The 15,193-nt window shown below is 71.0% G+C and carries 14 protein-coding genes; 13 read left to right on the top strand and 1 reads right to left on the bottom strand.

Annotated features, from left to right (window positions below):
• The first annotated feature begins 97 nt into the window (after positions 1–97).
• Both AMK24_RS34140 and AMK24_RS04370 read left to right on the top strand, forming a co-directional pair.
• A complete protein-coding gene (locus AMK24_RS34140; RefSeq protein WP_199876359.1) occupies positions 98–274 on the top strand; it encodes a hypothetical protein in 177 nt (58 codons plus the stop codon).
• A 673-nt stretch (positions 275–947) separates the two neighbouring features.
• The gene (locus tag AMK24_RS04370) at positions 948–2,171 is read left to right on the top strand and encodes a Cmx/CmrA family chloramphenicol efflux MFS transporter (RefSeq protein WP_073765081.1); all 1,224 of its coding nucleotides are present in this window, start codon (positions 948–950) and stop codon (positions 2,169–2,171) included.
• 184 nt (positions 2,172–2,355) lie between these two features.
• Here AMK24_RS04370 and AMK24_RS04365 read toward each other — a convergent pair whose 3' ends face one another.
• Positions 2,356–3,219: a C40 family peptidase gene (locus tag AMK24_RS04365; protein ID WP_073765079.1), complete on the bottom strand. Its 864-nt coding sequence runs from the start codon at positions 3,217–3,219 to the stop codon at positions 2,356–2,358.
• A 998-nt stretch (positions 3,220–4,217) separates the two neighbouring features.
• Here AMK24_RS04365 and AMK24_RS04360 point away from each other — a divergent pair.
• From AMK24_RS04360 to nuoK, 11 genes are read left to right on the top strand one after another with little or no spacing between them, the layout of a single operon-like run.
• Entirely contained in the window at positions 4,218–4,577 is a 360-nt protein-coding gene (locus tag AMK24_RS04360) for an NADH-quinone oxidoreductase subunit A (RefSeq protein ID WP_003967084.1), read from the top strand.
• An 18-nt stretch (positions 4,578–4,595) separates the two neighbouring features.
• A complete protein-coding gene (locus tag AMK24_RS04355) occupies positions 4,596–5,150 on the top strand; it encodes a NuoB/complex I 20 kDa subunit family protein (protein ID WP_030112935.1) in 555 nt (184 codons plus the stop codon).
• Positions 5,147–5,869, top strand: a complete 723-nt coding sequence (locus AMK24_RS04350) for an NADH-quinone oxidoreductase subunit C (RefSeq protein ID WP_073765077.1) — start codon at positions 5,147–5,149, stop codon at positions 5,867–5,869. Before AMK24_RS04355 ends, AMK24_RS04350 begins: the two co-directional genes overlap by 4 nt.
• Positions 5,869–7,191: an NADH-quinone oxidoreductase subunit D gene (locus AMK24_RS04345; RefSeq protein ID WP_073765075.1), complete on the top strand. Its 1,323-nt coding sequence runs from the start codon at positions 5,869–5,871 to the stop codon at positions 7,189–7,191. Before AMK24_RS04350 ends, AMK24_RS04345 begins: the two co-directional genes overlap by 1 nt.
• A gap of 29 nt (positions 7,192–7,220) precedes the next feature.
• Entirely contained in the window at positions 7,221–8,045 is an 825-nt protein-coding gene (gene nuoE, locus AMK24_RS04340) for an NADH-quinone oxidoreductase subunit NuoE (RefSeq protein ID WP_073765073.1), read from the top strand.
• The gene (gene nuoF, locus AMK24_RS04335; RefSeq protein WP_073765071.1) at positions 8,045–9,421 is read left to right on the top strand and encodes an NADH-quinone oxidoreductase subunit NuoF; all 1,377 of its coding nucleotides are present in this window, start codon (positions 8,045–8,047) and stop codon (positions 9,419–9,421) included. Before nuoE ends, nuoF begins: the two co-directional genes overlap by 1 nt.
• Entirely contained in the window at positions 9,418–11,928 is a 2,511-nt protein-coding gene (locus tag AMK24_RS04330; protein ID WP_073765069.1) for an NADH-quinone oxidoreductase subunit G, read from the top strand. Before nuoF ends, AMK24_RS04330 begins: the two co-directional genes overlap by 4 nt.
• The gene (gene nuoH, locus AMK24_RS04325; RefSeq protein ID WP_073765067.1) at positions 11,925–13,328 is read left to right on the top strand and encodes an NADH-quinone oxidoreductase subunit NuoH; all 1,404 of its coding nucleotides are present in this window, start codon (positions 11,925–11,927) and stop codon (positions 13,326–13,328) included. The genes AMK24_RS04330 and nuoH overlap by 4 nt, the downstream gene beginning before the upstream one ends.
• Positions 13,321–14,019 carry an NADH-quinone oxidoreductase subunit NuoI gene (gene nuoI / locus AMK24_RS04320; RefSeq protein ID WP_073765065.1) on the top strand — a complete coding sequence of 233 codons (699 nt, stop codon included), beginning with the start codon at positions 13,321–13,323 and terminating at the stop codon, positions 14,017–14,019. The genes nuoH and nuoI overlap by 8 nt, the downstream gene beginning before the upstream one ends.
• Positions 14,016–14,885 (top strand): NADH-quinone oxidoreductase subunit J, encoded by an 870-nt coding sequence (locus tag AMK24_RS04315; RefSeq protein ID WP_073765063.1) that lies wholly within the window; start codon positions 14,016–14,018, stop codon positions 14,883–14,885. Before nuoI ends, AMK24_RS04315 begins: the two co-directional genes overlap by 4 nt.
• Positions 14,882–15,181 (top strand): NADH-quinone oxidoreductase subunit NuoK, encoded by a 300-nt coding sequence (gene nuoK / locus AMK24_RS04310; RefSeq protein WP_007451729.1) that lies wholly within the window; start codon positions 14,882–14,884, stop codon positions 15,179–15,181. Before AMK24_RS04315 ends, nuoK begins: the two co-directional genes overlap by 4 nt.
• Positions 15,182–15,193: the final 12 nt, after the last annotated feature.

The following is a 15,193-nucleotide window of genomic DNA, read 5'->3' as shown; positions in this document are numbered from 1 at the left end:
AGCGCACCACTTTTTTCTTGATGCACGACCACATCGAACGCAGGCCGGCGGGGTACAGAGAGCCGGTAAAGCGCTGCGACCCCGAGGACAGACAGCCATGACGACCGCCTCCCTGCCCCAGCACCAGGACCTCTTCCTGGAGCCCCGCTTCGCCGTGGACCCGACCGCGACGGACGAGGACGAAGACTTCGACGCCGCGTACGAGGCTCCGCCCGCCCCCACCACCTCGGCCAGAGAGCCGCAGCGGGCCCACTCCCGCCCCCGCCGCCGCTGACCCGGACGACAAGCCCTGGTCGCCACCGGCCCGCGCGACAAGCCCTGGTCGCGGCTGACCCGGACGACTGCGAGCCGCGGGGAGCGGGCGCGCGGCGCGGCTTCGCGCCCCGCAGGTTCGTCACGGCTGCGCCGCCCCCTGGTGACCCCGGCGCGGCCCGTGTCGCCTGTCGCGGGCCGTCCCTTCCGCGCGCCTCCGGACGGTTCTGTTCCGGGGCGTCCCGCGCCGGGGCGAAAGCCGCTGGAGGTCGCAGCGCACTGCCGGTAGGCTCCCGTCCCATGAACAGCCCCGAGTCCGACAGACTCCGGCCACCGGTGCGCCGGTGGCCGTGTTCCCGCTGAGCGCCGCCGGCTGACCCTCCGGGTCCCCGGCCCCCTTCGCCACGGTTCCACGCCCCCCCGGCCCACCGCGGGTGCGGGCCGTTCCCCTTCCGCGTACGCGCTGATCCACCGCCGTACGCCGGGTTCGTGCCACCGGCCGACCACCGGCACATCGCCGCCCGGTCACCGCCGGGCACTTCTCCGCGCCGCCCCTTCCGGCCCGGCCCTCGTCGGCGCCCCGGAAGCAGCCCCGCCAGGCCCCTCCGGCTCCGGCGGCGGGCGTCCGCGCGGCCCGTATCCCGCACTCCGGTCTGTCTGTCCACGCGACGGTTCCGTCCAAGGGGTACCCACCCATGCCATTCGCCGTATACGTCCTGGGCCTCGCGGTCTTCGCCCAGGGCACCTCCGAGTTCATGCTGTCCGGGCTGGTCTCGGGCATCGCCGCCGACCTCGGCGTCTCCCTCTCCGCCGCAGGTCTCCTCACCTCCGCCTTCGCCGTCGGGATGGTCGTCGGCGCGCCGCTCATGGCGCTGGCCGGCCGCACCTGGCCGCGCCGCCGCGCCCTGCTGTTCTTCCTCGCGGTGTTCATCGCCGTCCACGTCGTCGGGGCCCTCACCCCGAGCTACGGCGTCCTCCTCGCGACCCGCTTCGTCGGAGCCCTCGCCAACGCGGGCTTCTGGGCGGTGGCCCTGTCCACCGCCGTCGCCCTGGTCCCCGACCGGTTGAAGGGCCGGGCCACGGCCGTGGTGGTCGGCGGGGTGACGGTCGCCTGCGTGGTGGGCGTCCCGGCCGGTGCGGTGCTGGGGGAGCACTGGGGGTGGCGGTCCGCCTTCTGGGCCGTCGCACTCGTCTCCCTGCCCGCCGTCGTCGCGGTGCTGCGCTCCCTCCCGGGCGGGCGGAGTACGGAGAAGGGCTCCGCGCCCGTGCCCGTACGGGACGAACTGCGCGTCCTGACCGGCCCCCGGCTGCGGCCCGTGCTGCTCACGATGGCCCTGGTGCAGGGGGCGACCTTCTGCGCGTTCTCCTACCTGGAGCCGCTGCTGACCCGCGAGACGGGGCTGGGGGCGGGCTGGGTGCCGGTGGCCCTGGCCCTCTTCGGGGCGGGGGCGTTCGCCGGGGTCACGGTGGCGGGCCGGGTCACGGACGCCCACCCCGTCGCGGTCGTCGCCACGGGCATGACCGCGCTCGTCCTCGGCTGGGCGGCGCTCGCCCTGGCGGCGGGCCGCCCGGCGCTCGCGCTGGCGCTGATCCCGCTGCTGGGCATGCTCGCCTTCGGTACGGGCACCGCGCTGATCACCCGGGTCCTGGGGCTGGCTCCCGGAGCGCCGACGCTGGCCGGGGCCTTCTCGACGACGGCGTTCAACCTCGGCGCGACGGTGGGCCCGTGGGCGGGCGGCCTGACGCTGGACGCCGGGTTCGGCTACCGCGGCCCGGTGTGGGTGAGCACCCTGCTCATGGCCCTGGCGCTGCTCACCGCCGGAGCGCGGTGGCTGCTGCACCGGGCGCGGGGGAGTGCGCGGGGCCGCCGTACGGGTGGGCGTGCGCGGGGCCGTACGGAGGTGGAGGCGGGGCGCTGAGGCTCCGTTACGTGAGGGGCCGCACGTGCCACTCGATGGGCCGCCCTTTGCGCAGCATCAGAGTGAACCCGCAGTCCTCGCCCCGGTGCACCGGCCGGGTACCGGGCACGGCGAAGGCCGCCGCCCCCGAGCGGGGGAGCGGCGGCCTTCGCCGTGCACCGGAGCGCCCGTGGGCGCTTGTGAATCAGAGAACGCGGACCGCGCCGGTCGGCCGGTCGTAGTCCATGGAGCGCTGCACCGTGCCGGTGCTGGAGTTCTGCGCGCCGACGAACTGGCCGCCGCCGACGTAGATCGCGACGTGGTAGGCGCTGCCCGCGCCGCCCCAGTACAGGATGTCGCCGGGCTGGAGGTTGTCCAGGGAGACCTGCGTGCCGTAAGTCGACTGCGCCTGGGAGACGCGCGGCAGGTCGATGCCCGCCGTGCGGTAGGCGGCCTGGACCAGGCCCGAGCAGTCCCACGCGTTCGGGCCGGTGCCGCCGGAGACGTACGCGTCGCCGACCTGGGCCTTGGCGAACGCCACGATGGAGGCGGCGGAACCGCTCACGTTCGAGGAGGACGACGGGGCGGAGGCGGAGGCGGAGGAGCTGCCCGACGGGGAGGAGTCCGAGGCGCCGGTGGAGGCGCTGAGCGTGGTGCGCTCGGCGGTCCGGGAAGCACGCTCGGCGCGCTCCTTGGCCTCCGCCTCCGCCTTGGCCTTCGCGGCGGCTTCGGCCTTCTTCTCGGCCTCGTCCTTGCGGACGGCCTCGGCGTGGGCCTTCTTGGCCGCCTTCGCGGCCTTCTCGGCCGCGGCGTCCTGGTCCGCCTGCTTCTCCATGTCGAGCGCGAGCTGCTGCGTGGCCTGGGCGGAGGCGGCAGCGGCGGCGGAGAAGCCGGACGCGATGGTGGGCATCTCGATCGTCTGGGTCACCGGCTCGGCCTGGGCCGGACCGGCGGCACCCGCGACCGCGATGGTGCTGAGGACGCCACCGGCGACTCCGGCGCGCAGGGCCGACGTGGAGGCACGCTGACGGGGCTTCCGGTGGCTGGGTATGTGAGCGGTGTGGGACATGAGTACTAGCGCTATCAGGGCTGTAGGGGTCCCATCAAGAAACGTGTGTTGCGACACAGTTACGTTCGGAATCCTCGAATCCGCTTTCCGTACGGCTTTATTGACGCCGTAACGGGCAAATCGGGCAAGCTCGATCAGGGCGGTGATCACCGCCTTTCGGCAATACGCCCGAATTGCCCCTCGCCTACCACTCGTTCAGACCGATGGCCAAGCCCGCTTTCCCGCAGGGCGATGACGAGTGGTGCAGGTCACAGCACAGGTCGGTGGGTGCGGGCAACCCGCGCCGGTGCGGCCCGCGTCGCGACCCCGGCCCGTCCGTCGGCGGGGGCGGCCGACGGTGGAGGGGTGGTCGGCGCCGGCCCAACCGTCCGTGAGGAGCGCCGCCTGACCGCCCGTGAAGCGCGCGACCGGATGACCGGTGAAGCGCGACCGGGCCGGCCGTGCACCGCGCGACCGGGCCGCCTGTGAACCGCGCGACCGAACCGTCCGTGAGCCGAGCATCCCGGTGTTCGTGACGTACTGGCCCGTACTTCTTCGAAGCGCCCGCCCGGGCCCCGCGAGGCACCGCCCCGGAACTTCGTGAATGCGGGCACATGTCCCCATCGGCCCCCGACGCCCCTCGCTCGCGTGCGCGCGAGGGGTGAGCGGTCCCCTTATCACCCCGAGGGTATCCATCGCCAATTTGCTTGTAGGGGCCGTCCATTGATAGCGCACCACGTCTTTGACCAGCGGTAACACCGTCGAATGTCACCTCTCGTGATCACTCGGCCGCTTCGCGTACGAAGATCACCGCTCATACGACTTCATGATCCTTCGTCAGGTGGTGGAGATCACAAAGTCGTTACCTCACCCCGTGTCGCAGATCACAGGCGGCCAGGCATAGGATGCGGGGCAGTCGGGCTTGTGAACTGCCTCACATGTGCACGATCTTGGTGAGGCGGCGAGCCGGTCGCCCGATGCGGTCCACAGGTCAAGGACGACTGGAAGGAGCGAGGAGCGTGAATGCCTACGCGCCCATCCTCGTGCTCGGCGCCCTCGGGGCAGGGTTTGCGATCTTCTCCGTGGTCATGGCCACGCTTATCGGCCCCAAGCGGTACAACCGGGCAAAGCTCGAAGCGTACGAGTGCGGCATCGAACCCACCCCGACTCCCGCCGGAGGCGGCCGCTTTCCGATCAAGTACTACCTGACGGCGATGCTTTTCATCGTCTTCGACATCGAGATCGTCTTCCTCTATCCCTGGGCGGTCTCGTTCGACGCCCTGGGGATCTTCGGGCTCGTGGAGATGCTGCTCTTCGTGCTCACCGTCTTCGTCGCCTACGCGTACGTATGGCGTCGCGGCGGCCTGGAATGGGACTGAGGGGCTGAGGGGCACACCATGGGACTCGAAGAGAAACTGCCGAGCGGCTTCGTTCTGACCACGGTCGAGCAGGCCGCGGGCTGGGTGCGGAAGTCCTCCGTCTTCCCGGCCACGTTCGGACTGGCCTGCTGCGCCATCGAGATGATGACGACCGGCGCCGGCCGCTACGACCTCGCCCGGTTCGGGATGGAGGTCTTCCGCGGATCGCCGCGCCAGGCCGACCTGATGATCGTCGCGGGGCGGGTGAGCCAGAAGATGGCGCCCGTCCTCCGGCAGGTCTACGACCAGATGCCGAATCCCAAGTGGGTCATCTCCATGGGGGTTTGCGCGTCATCGGGCGGTATGTTCAACAATTACGCCATTGTGCAGGGTGTTGATCACATTGTTCCGGTCGATATCTATTTGCCGGGTTGTCCGCCACGTCCCGAGATGCTGATGGACGCCATCCTCAAGCTCCACCAGAAGATCCAGGGCACCAAGCTCGGGGTCAACGCGGAGGAGGCCGCCCGCGAGGCGGAGGAAGCGGCCCTCAAGGCACTGCCCCTGATCGAGATGAAGGGGCTGCTCCGGTGACCGAGAACACCGACGCCAACGGCGAGAACAACGCCGTACCCGCCCCGCGCGACACCGGCGGCGAGGTCATCCGCGTCCGCAAGGGCATGTTCGGCGCGAACAACGGCGGCGACACCTCCGGCTACGGCGGTCTCATCCGCACCATCACCCTGCCGAGAGCCGCCTCGCGGCCGTACGGCGGCTGGTTCGACGAGGTGGCCGACGAACTCGAAGGAGCCCTGGAGGAACAGGACCTCCTCCCCGAGAACGCCATCGAGAAGACCGTCGTCGACCGCGACGAGCTGACCTTCCACATCGCGCGCGAGCACCTGGTCCAGGTCGCCCGCACCCTGCGCGACGACCCCGCCCTGCGCTTCGAACTCTGCACGGGCGTCAGCGGCGTCCACTTCCCCGGCGACAAGGGCCGCGAGCTGCACGCCGTCTACCACCTGCGCTCGCTCACCCACGGCCGGATCATCCGGCTGGAGGTCTCCGCCCCGGACAGCGACCCGCACATCCCGTCGCTCGTCGCGGTCTACCCGACCAACGACTGGCACGAGCGCGAGGCGTACGACTTCTTCGGGCTCGTCTTCGACGGGCACCCGGCCCTCACCCGGATCATGATGCCGGACGACTGGCAGGGCTTCCCGCAGCGCAAGGACTACCCGCTCGGCGGCATCGCCGTCGAGTACAAGGGCGCCCAGATCCCGGCTCCGGACCAGCGGAGGTCGTACTCCTGATGACCACTCCCCATGCAACACCCCGTGCCACGACCGAAGGGACCGTCTACACGGTCACCGGCGGCGACTGGGACGAGGTCGTCGAGTCCGCGGTGAAGTCCGACGACGAACGCATCATCGTCAACATGGGCCCCCAGCACCCGTCCACGCACGGCGTGCTCCGCCTCATCCTGGAGATCGACGGCGAGACCGTCACCGAGGCCCGCTGCGGCATCGGCTACCTCCACACCGGCATCGAGAAGAACCTCGAATTCCGCAGCTGGACGCAGGGCACCACCTTCGTCACGCGCATGGACTACCTGACGCCGTTCTTCAACGAGACGGCGTACTGCCTGGGCGTCGAGAAGCTCCTCGGCATCGAGGACCAGATCCCCGACCGGGCCACCGTCCTGCGCGTCCTGCTGATGGAGCTCAACCGGCTCTCCTCGCACCTGGTCTGCATCGCCACCGGCGGCATGGAGCTGGGCGCGACCACGATCATGATCTACGGCTTCCGCGATCGTGAACTGGTTCTCGACCTCTTCGAGCTGATCACCGGACTGCGCATGAACCACGCGTTCGTCCGCCCCGGCGGCCTCGCCCAGGACCTGCCCCCGGGCGCGGTCGACCAGCTGCGCGAGTTCGTGAAGACCATGAAGAAGAACCTGCCGGAGTACGACAAGCTCGCCACCGGCAACCCCATCTTCAAGGCCCGCATGCAGGACGTCGGCTACCTCGACCTCGCCGGCTGCATGGCGCTCGGCGCCACCGGCCCCGTGCTGCGCTCCGCCGGACTCCCGCACGACCTGCGCAAGACCGACCCGTACTGCGGCTACGAGACGTACGACTTCGACGTCCCGACCGCCGACACCTGCGACTCCTACGGGCGCTTCCTCATCCGCCTGGAGGAGATGCGCCAGTCGCTGCGGATCATCGAGCAGTGCATCGAGCGCCTGGAGCCGGGGCCGGTCATGGTCGCCGACAAGAAGATCGCCTGGCCCGCCCAGCTCGCCCTCGGCCCGGACGGACTCGGCAACTCGCTCGACCACATCCGGAAGATCATGGGCACCTCCATGGAGGCCCTGATCCACCACTTCAAGCTGGTGACCGAGGGCTTCCGGGTCCCGCCCGGCCAGACCTACACCGCCGTCGAGTCCCCCAAGGGCGAACTCGGCGTGCACGTCGTCTCCGACGGCGGCACCCGCCCCTACCGGGTCCACTTCCGCGACCCGTCGTTCACCAACCTGCAGGCCATGGCGGCGATGTGCGAAGGCGGCCAGGTCGCCGACGTCATCGTCGCCGTCGCGTCCATCGACCCCGTGATGGGAGGCGTCGACCGGTGACCACCTCACGCCAAGACGTCAGTCTGGGGATGCCGCAGCTCCCCGCCGCCCCCTACCCGGCCGAGGTGCGCGCCCGGCTCGACGCGGACGCGAAGGAGGTGCTGGCCCGCTACCCCGGCAGCCGCTCCGCCCTCCTGCCGCTGCTGCACCTCGTGCAGTCCGAGGAGGGGTACGTCTCCCGCACGGGCATCGCCTTCTGCGCCGAGACGCTCGACCTCACCACCGCCGAGGTCACCGCCGTCGCCACCTTCTACTCCATGTACCGGCGCAGGCCGAGCGGCGACTACCAGGTCGGCGTCTGCACCAACACGCTCTGCGCGGTCATGGGCGGCGACGCCATCTTCGACACGCTCAAGGAGCACCTCGGGGTCGGCAACAACGAGACCACCGAGGACGGCAAGGTCACCCTCGAACACATCGAGTGCAACGCCGCCTGCGACTTCGCGCCCGTCGTGATGGTCAACTGGGAGTTCTTCGACAACCAGACGCCCGAGAGCGCCACGCGGCTCGTCGACGACCTGATCGCCGGACGCACCGTCGAACCCACCCGGGGCGCGCCGATCTGCTCCTACAAGGAGACCGCCCGCATCCTGGCCGGCTTCCCCGACGAACGCCCCGGCGCCGTCGAGGCGACCGGCGGCGCGGGACCCGCCTCCCTCGTCGGGCTCAAACTCGCCAAGGGCGAGGCGCTGCCGAAGGCGCGCGTCGTCTCCCCGCGCGCCGGGCAGCCCCAGAGCGCCCCGCCGCACGACCCTTCGCCGTCCGAGCACCTCAGCTCGCACGACGCACCGCAGCAGACCTCGGCCTCCGACCCGGAGCACCCGGCCGGGCCCGCAGCCGAGGAGGGGGAGTGATGACCTTGGCCGCCGAGATCCACAACGGGACGAGCCCCGAGAAACTGCTCGCCCCCGTCCTCTCCGCCTTCTGGGACCAGCCCGAGTCCTGGACCCTGGAGACCTACCGCCGCCACGAGGGGTACGAGGGCCTGCGCAAGGCGCTCGCCATGGACCCCGACGAACTCATCGCGTACGTCAAGGACTCCGGTCTGCGCGGACGAGGCGGCGCCGGCTTCCCCACCGGGATGAAGTGGCAGTTCATCCCCCAGGGCGACGGCAAGCCGCACTACCTCGTCGTCAACGCCGACGAGTCGGAGCCGGGCACCTGCAAGGACATCCCGCTCCTCTTCGCCAACCCGCACAGCCTCATCGAGGGCATCGTGATCGCCTGCTACGCGATCCGCTCGTCGCACGCGTTCATCTACCTCCGCGGTGAGGTCGTCCCCGTGCTGCGACGGCTGCACGAGGCGGTCCGGGAGGCGTACGAGGCGGGCTACCTGGGGAAGGACATCCTCGGTTCGGGACTCGATCTGGAACTCACGGTGCACGCCGGCGCCGGTGCGTACATCTGCGGTGAGGAAACCGCGCTGCTCGACTCCCTCGAAGGACGGCGCGGCCAGCCCCGGCTGCGGCCCCCCTTCCCCGCGGTCGCCGGTCTGTACGCCTGCCCCACCGTGGTGAACAACGTCGAGTCCATCGCCTCGGTTCCCGCGATCCTCAACCGGGGCAAGGACTGGTTCAAGTCGATGGGCAGCGAGAAGTCCCCGGGCTTCACGCTCTACTCGCTCAGCGGCCACGTCACCAGTCCCGGCCAGTACGAGGCCCCGCTCGGCATCACGCTCCGCCAGCTCCTCGACATGAGCGGCGGCATGCGGGCCGGCCACCGGCTCAAGTTCTGGACCCCGGGCGGCTCCTCCACCCCGATGTTCACCGAGGAGCACCTCGACGTCCCCCTCGACTACGAGGGCGTCGGAGCCGCCGGTTCCATGCTCGGCACCAAGGCGCTCCAGTGCTTCGACGAGACGACCTGCGTCGTGCGGGCCGTCACCCGCTGGACCGAGTTCTACGCCCACGAGTCCTGCGGCAAGTGCACACCCTGCCGCGAAGGCACCTACTGGCTCGTCCAGCTGCTCCGCGACATCGAGGCCGGCAAGGGCGAGACGGCCGACCTCGACAAGCTCAACGACATCGCCGACAACATCAACGGCAAGTCGTTCTGCGCGCTCGGCGACGGCGCGGCCTCGCCGATCTTCTCCTCGCTGAAGTACTTCCGCGAGGAGTACGAGCAGCACATCACCGGCAAGGGCTGCCCCTTCGACCCCGCCCGGTCCACGGCCTGGGCCGACGACAAGAACACCGACGGCAAGAACGCTCACCGGGGGGTGAACGCATGACAGTCACCACGAGTGCGCCCTCCGGGGGCGGCGAGGCGGCCATCCCGCCCGAGGACCTCGTCACGCTGACCATCGACGGCATCGAGATCAGCGTCCCCAAGGGGACCCTGGTCATCCGCGCCGCCGAACTCCTCGGCATCGAGATCCCGCGCTTCTGCGACCACCCGCTCCTCGACCCCGCCGGCGCCTGCCGCCAGTGCATCGTCGAGGTCGAGGGCCAGCGCAAGCCGATGGCCTCCTGCACCATCACCTGCACCGACGGCATGGTCGTCAAGTCGCAGATCACCTCTCCCGTCGCCGAGAAGGCGCAGAAGGGGGTGATGGAGCTGCTGCTGATCAACCACCCGCTGGACTGCCCCGTCTGCGACAAGGGCGGCGAGTGCCCGCTCCAGAACCAGGCGATGTCGCACGGCGACGCCGACTCCCGGTTCGAGGGGAAGAAGCGGACCTTCCAGAAGCCCGTCCCGATCTCCACCCAGGTGCTCCTGGACCGCGAGCGGTGCGTGCTCTGCGCCCGCTGCACCCGGTTCTCCAACCAGGTGGCGGGCGACCCGATGATCGAGCTGATCGAGCGCGGCGCGCTCCAGCAGGTCGGCACCGGCGAGGGCGACCCCTTCCAGTCGTACTTCTCCGGCAACACCATCCAGATCTGCCCGGTCGGCGCGCTCACCTCGGCGGCGTACCGGTTCCGCTCCCGCCCCTTCGACCTGGTGTCCACCCCCTCGGTGTGCGAACAGTGCTCGGGCGGCTGCGCCACCCGCACCGACCACCGGCGCGGCAAGGTCGTCCGCCGCCTCGCGGCCAACGAGCCCGAGGTCAACGAGGAGTGGATCTGCGACAAGGGGAGGTTCGGCTTCCGCTACGCCCAGCAGCGCGACCGCCTCACCACCCCGCTCGTCCGCAACGCCGAGGGCGTACTGGAACCGGCGAGCTGGCCCGAGGCGCTGGAAGCCGCCGCGGCCGGGCTCCTCGCCGCCCGCGGCCGTACCGGCGTCCTGACCGGCGGCCGGCTCACCGTCGAGGACGCCTACGCGTACAGCAAGTTCGCCCGCGTCGCCCTCGGCACCAACGACATCGACTTCCGCTCCCGCGTCCACAGCGCGGAGGAGGCCGACTTCCTGGCCGCCCGGGTCGCCGGACGCGGTCTGGACCTGGACGGCGAGGGCGTCACGTACACCGCGCTGGAGAAGGCCCCGGCGGTCCTCCTCGTCGGGTTCGAGTCCGAGGAGGAGGCCCCCGGCGTCTTCCTCCGGCTGCGCAAGGCCCACCGCAAGGGCGGCCAGAAGACCTTCGCGCTCGCCTCGCACGCCACCCGGGGCCTGGTGAAGGCGGGCGGCACCCTGCTGCCGGCCGCACCCGGCACCGAGACCGAATGGCTCGACGCGCTCGCGGGCGGCGTCGGCCTGGAGGCCGAAGGGGCCGCGGCGGCCGAGGCGCTGCGTGCCGAGCACTCCCTGATCATCGTCGGCGAGCGGCTGGCCGGGGTGCCCGGCGCCCTGTCCGCCGCGATCCGCACCGCCGCCGCCACCGGCGCACGCCTGGTGTGGATCCCGCGCCGGGCGGGCGACCGGGGCGCGATCGAGGCGGGCGCCCTGCCCACGCTGCTGCCCGGCGGCCGTCCGGCCACCGACCCGCGCGCCCGCGACGAGATCGCGGCGCTGTGGCGGCTGGCCGAACTGCCCTCCCGCCACGGCCGCGACACCGGCCAGATCGTCGAGGCCGCGGCCACCGGCGAACTGGGCGCGCTGCTCGTCGCCGGGGTCGGCGTCGAGGACCTGCCCGACCCGGACCGGGCCCTGCGGGCGCTGGACGAGGTCGGCTTCCTGGTCTCCCTGGAGCTGCGGCCGAGCGCGGTCACCGCCCGCGCCGACGTGGTCTTCCCGGTCGCCGCCGTCGCGGAGAAGTCCGGCACCTTCCTCAACTGGGAAGGCCGGGTCCGGATGTTCGAGGCGGCGCTCAAGCCCGAGCAGATGACCCGGACGCTCGCCCCGACCGACCTGCGGGTGCTGCACATGCTGGCCGACGCCATGGACGTGCACTTCGCCCTGCCGGACCTGGCCTCCGCCCGCCGCGAGCTGGACCGGCTCGGCGGCTGGGAGGGCGGGCGCGCGGACGACCCGCGGGAGGGCGCCCGGCCGCTGCCCCGCCCCGGCGACGGCGAGGCCGTCCTCGCGGGCCACCGCATGCTGCTCGACCTCGGCCGGCTCCAGGAGGGCGACACCGCCCTCGCCGGGACCCGGCACGCGGCCGTCGCCCGGCTGTCGCCGGCCACCGCCGCCGAGACCGGCGTCGAGGACGGCGACCCGCTCGCCGTCACCGGCCCGGCCGGGACCGTCGAACTTCCCCTCGCCGTCACCGACATGCCGGACCGGGTGGTCTGGGTGCCGCTGAACTCGGTGGGACGCGGCATCCCCGCCGACACCGGCGTGAACCCGGGCGGCCTGGTGCGGATCGGCCCGGCCGCCGCACCCGGCGCTCCCGTCGAACCATCGGAGGTACGAGCGTGACTGGCCTCGCCGCACTCACGACGGCGCCCGAGGGCGTCGTCCTCGCCGCCGAGGATCTCTCGATGTTCGGCACCGACCCCTGGTGGCTGGTGGTCGTCAAGGCGGTCTTCTGCTTCGCGTTCCTGATGGTGACCGTGCTGTTCTCCATCGTGTGGGAGCGCAAGGTCGTCGCCTGGATGCAGCTGCGCATCGGCCCCAACCGCAACGGCCCCTGGGGGATGCTCCAGTCGCTCGCCGACGGCGTCAAACTGATGCTGAAGGAAGACCTCATCGTCAAGCGGGCCGACAAGGTCGTCTACGTCCTGGCGCCGGTCGTCGCGGCGATCCCGGCGTTCATGGCGATCGCGGTCATCCCGTTCGGCCCCGCCGACAACCAGGTGTCGATCTTCGGCCACCGTACGGCGATGCAGCTCACCGACCTGCCGATCGCGATGCTGTACATCCTCGCGGTCGCCTCGGTCGGCATCTACGGACTCGTCCTGGCGGGCTGGTCCTCCGGATCGACGTACCCGCTCCTGGGCGGTCTGCGCTCCTGCGCCCAGATGATCAGCTACGAGATCGCGATGGGCGCCGCGTTCGCCTCCGTCTTCCTCTACTCCGGGTCGATGTCGACCTCGGCGATCGTGGAGGCGCAGGCGGACCGCTGGTTCGTCGTCCTGCTGCCGGTCTCCTTCATCATCTACATCATCACGATGGTCGGGGAGACGAACCGCGCGCCGTTCGACATGCCGGAGTCCGAGGGCGACCTCGTCGGCGGGTTCAACACCGAGTACTCCTCGATCAAGTTCGCGATGTTCATGCTCGCCGAGTACGTCAACATGGTCACCGTCTCCGCGGTCTCCGTGACCCTCTTCCTCGGCGGCTGGCGCGCCCCCTACCCGGTCAGCACCTTCTGGGAGGGCGCGAACCAGGGCTGGTGGCCGATGCTCTGGTTCGTCCTCAAGGTCCAGCTGCTGCTGTTCTTCTTCATCTGGCTGCGCGGCACCCTGCCGCGCGTCCGCTACGACCAGCTGATGAAGCTCGGCTGGAAGGTCCTCATCCCGGTCTCCGTGGTCTGGCTGATGCTCGTCGCCACCGTCCGCGCGCTGCGCAACGAGGGCTACGACTTCTCCCGGATCGTGCTGTACGTCGGGGCGGCCGTGATCGCGGTCCTGCTGGTCTCCTTCGTCGTCGACATGTTCCGCGACCGGAAGAACCGGACCGAGGCCGAGGCGGCCGGACCGGAGCCCGCCTTCGACCCGATGGCGGGCGGGTTCCCGGTGCCGCCGCTGCCCGGCCAGACCCTGCCGCCGGTGCCCAGGCGCACTCCGCGACGCGAGCGGGAGCTCGTTGTCAGTGGTGGGCCGGATACTCAGAGTGACGGAAACGCGAGTGACGGAAAGGAGGCCGGCGGTGTCTGAGAAACCAGAGCTCACGGGCTCATCGGGAGCCGCTGGGTCCTCGGGCCGGGCGGAGGGATCGGGGGAGAAGTTCCAGAACCCCGTGGCCGGCTTCGGCGTGACCTTCAAGGCCATGTTCAAGAAGCGGCTCACCGAGCAGTATCCGGAGACGCCGAAGGTGACGGCGCCCCGCTTCCACGGCCGCCACCAGCTCAACCGCCACCCGGACGGCCTGGAGAAGTGCGTCGGCTGCGAGCTGTGCGCCTGGGCCTGTCCCGCCGACGCGATCTACGTGGAGGGCGCGGACAACACCGAGGAGGAGCGCTACTCCCCGGGCGAGCGCTACGGCCGCGTCTACCAGATCAACTACGCGCGCTGCATCCTGTGCGGGCTGTGCATCGAGGCGTGCCCCACCCGCGCGCTGACGATGACGAACGAGTTCGAGCTGGCCAACACCACCCGCGAGAGCCTCATCTACACCAAGGACGAGCTGCTCGCGGGCCTGGAGGAAGGCATGGTCGACAGCCCGCACGCGATCTACCCCGGCATGGACGAACAGGACTACTACCGGGGCCTGGTCACCGAGGCCGCCCCCGGCACGGTCCCCCAGCCGGCCGTCTCCCGGGGCGAGCCGGACAAGCTCGACGAGGACCCCGTGGAGTCCACCCGGGCCGCCGACGCCACCCGCCCCGGCAAGGGGGTGGAGGCGTGAACGCGCTGGCCGCAGCCACCGCCACCTCCACCGGGGAGGCCGTCCAGTTCTGGATCCTGGGCACCGTCGCCGTGATCGGCGCGCTCTCCACGGTCCTGCTGAAGAGGGCCGTGCACAGCGCGCTCTCCCTCGCCGGCACCATGATCGTCCTCGCGGTGTTCTACCTCGCCAACGGGGCGTACTTCCTGGGCGTCGTCCAGATCGTCGTCTACACCGGCGCGATCATGATGCTGTTCCTCTTCGTCGTCATGCTCGTCGGCGTCACCGCGGCGGATTCCCTCAAGGAGACCCTGAAGGGGCAGCGCTGGATGGCCCTCGGGTGCGCCCTCGGCTTCGGCGTCCTGCTGATCGCCGGCATCGGCCACGCCTCCCTCTCCACCTTCAACGGCCTGGGCGCCGCCAACGCCCGGCACGGGGGCAACGTCGAGGGCCTGGCCAACCTCATCTTCACCAAGTACGTCTTCGCCTTCGAGATCACCGGCGCCCTGCTGATCACCGCCACCGTCGGCGCGATGGTGCTCACGCACCGCGAGCGCACCGAGCGGGCCAGGACCCAGCGGGAGATGGCCGAGCAGCGGGTCCGCGAGGGCAAGCACCTTCCGCCGCTCCCCGCCCCCGGCGTCTACGCCCGGCACAACGCGGTGGACATCCCCGGTCTGCTCCCCGACGGCACCCCGTCCGAGCTGACCGTCATGCAGACGCTGCGGGAGCGCGGCCAGGTCCGCGACGTCTCGCGCGAAGCCCTCGCCGACCTCAAGGCGCTGGAGCAGCGCTCCGGGGAACGGCTCGGACGCGAGGACGCGGACGCCGTGGCGCGCGGGGCCGGCCCCGCCTCCGCGGCGGAGAATTCGGAGGCCGCCCAGTGAACCCGGTCAACTACCTCTACCTCGCGGCCCTGCTGTTCGCGATCGGCGCCTCCGGGGTGCTGATCCGGCGGAACGCGATCGTGGTGTTCATGTGCGTCGAGCTGATGCTCAACGCCTGCAATCTGGCGCTCGTCACGTTCTCCCGGATGCACGGCAACCTCGACGGGCAGATCGTCGCGTTCTTCACGATGGTCGTCGCCGCCGCGGAAGTCGTCGTCGGACTCGCGATCATCGTGTCGCTGTTCCGCTCCCGCCACTCGGCCTCGGTCGACGACGCCAGCCTGATGAAGCTGTAAGGGGTCGGAAAC

The organism is Streptomyces sp. CB02366 (genome assembly GCF_001905905.1).
GTDB lineage: Bacteria > Actinomycetota > Actinomycetes > Streptomycetales > Streptomycetaceae > Streptomyces.
The sequence above is the reverse complement of the archived record's forward strand: the minus strand, read 5'-3'. Positions and strand labels throughout refer to the sequence as shown.

What these genes read in the sequence shown, in the direction of transcription:
- AMK24_RS34140 (WP_199876359.1), top strand. Translation starts at nt 98, where the DNA reads ATGACGACCGCCTCCCTGCCCCAGCACCAGGACCTCTTCCTGGAGCCC.
- AMK24_RS04370 (WP_073765081.1), top strand. Translation starts at nt 948, where the DNA reads ATGCCATTCGCCGTATACGTCCTGGGCCTCGCGGTCTTCGCCCAGGGC.
- AMK24_RS04365 (WP_073765079.1), bottom strand. Translation starts at nt 3,219, where the DNA reads ATGTCCCACACCGCTCACATACCCAGCCACCGGAAGCCCCGTCAGCGT.
- AMK24_RS04355 (WP_030112935.1), top strand. Translation starts at nt 4,596, where the DNA reads ATGGGACTCGAAGAGAAACTGCCGAGCGGCTTCGTTCTGACCACGGTC.
- AMK24_RS04345 (WP_073765075.1), top strand. Translation starts at nt 5,869, where the DNA reads ATGACCACTCCCCATGCAACACCCCGTGCCACGACCGAAGGGACCGTC.
- nuoE (WP_073765073.1), top strand. Translation starts at nt 7,221, where the DNA reads ATGCCGCAGCTCCCCGCCGCCCCCTACCCGGCCGAGGTGCGCGCCCGG.
- nuoF (WP_073765071.1), top strand. Translation starts at nt 8,045, where the DNA reads ATGACCTTGGCCGCCGAGATCCACAACGGGACGAGCCCCGAGAAACTG.
- AMK24_RS04330 (WP_073765069.1), top strand. Translation starts at nt 9,418, where the DNA reads ATGACAGTCACCACGAGTGCGCCCTCCGGGGGCGGCGAGGCGGCCATC.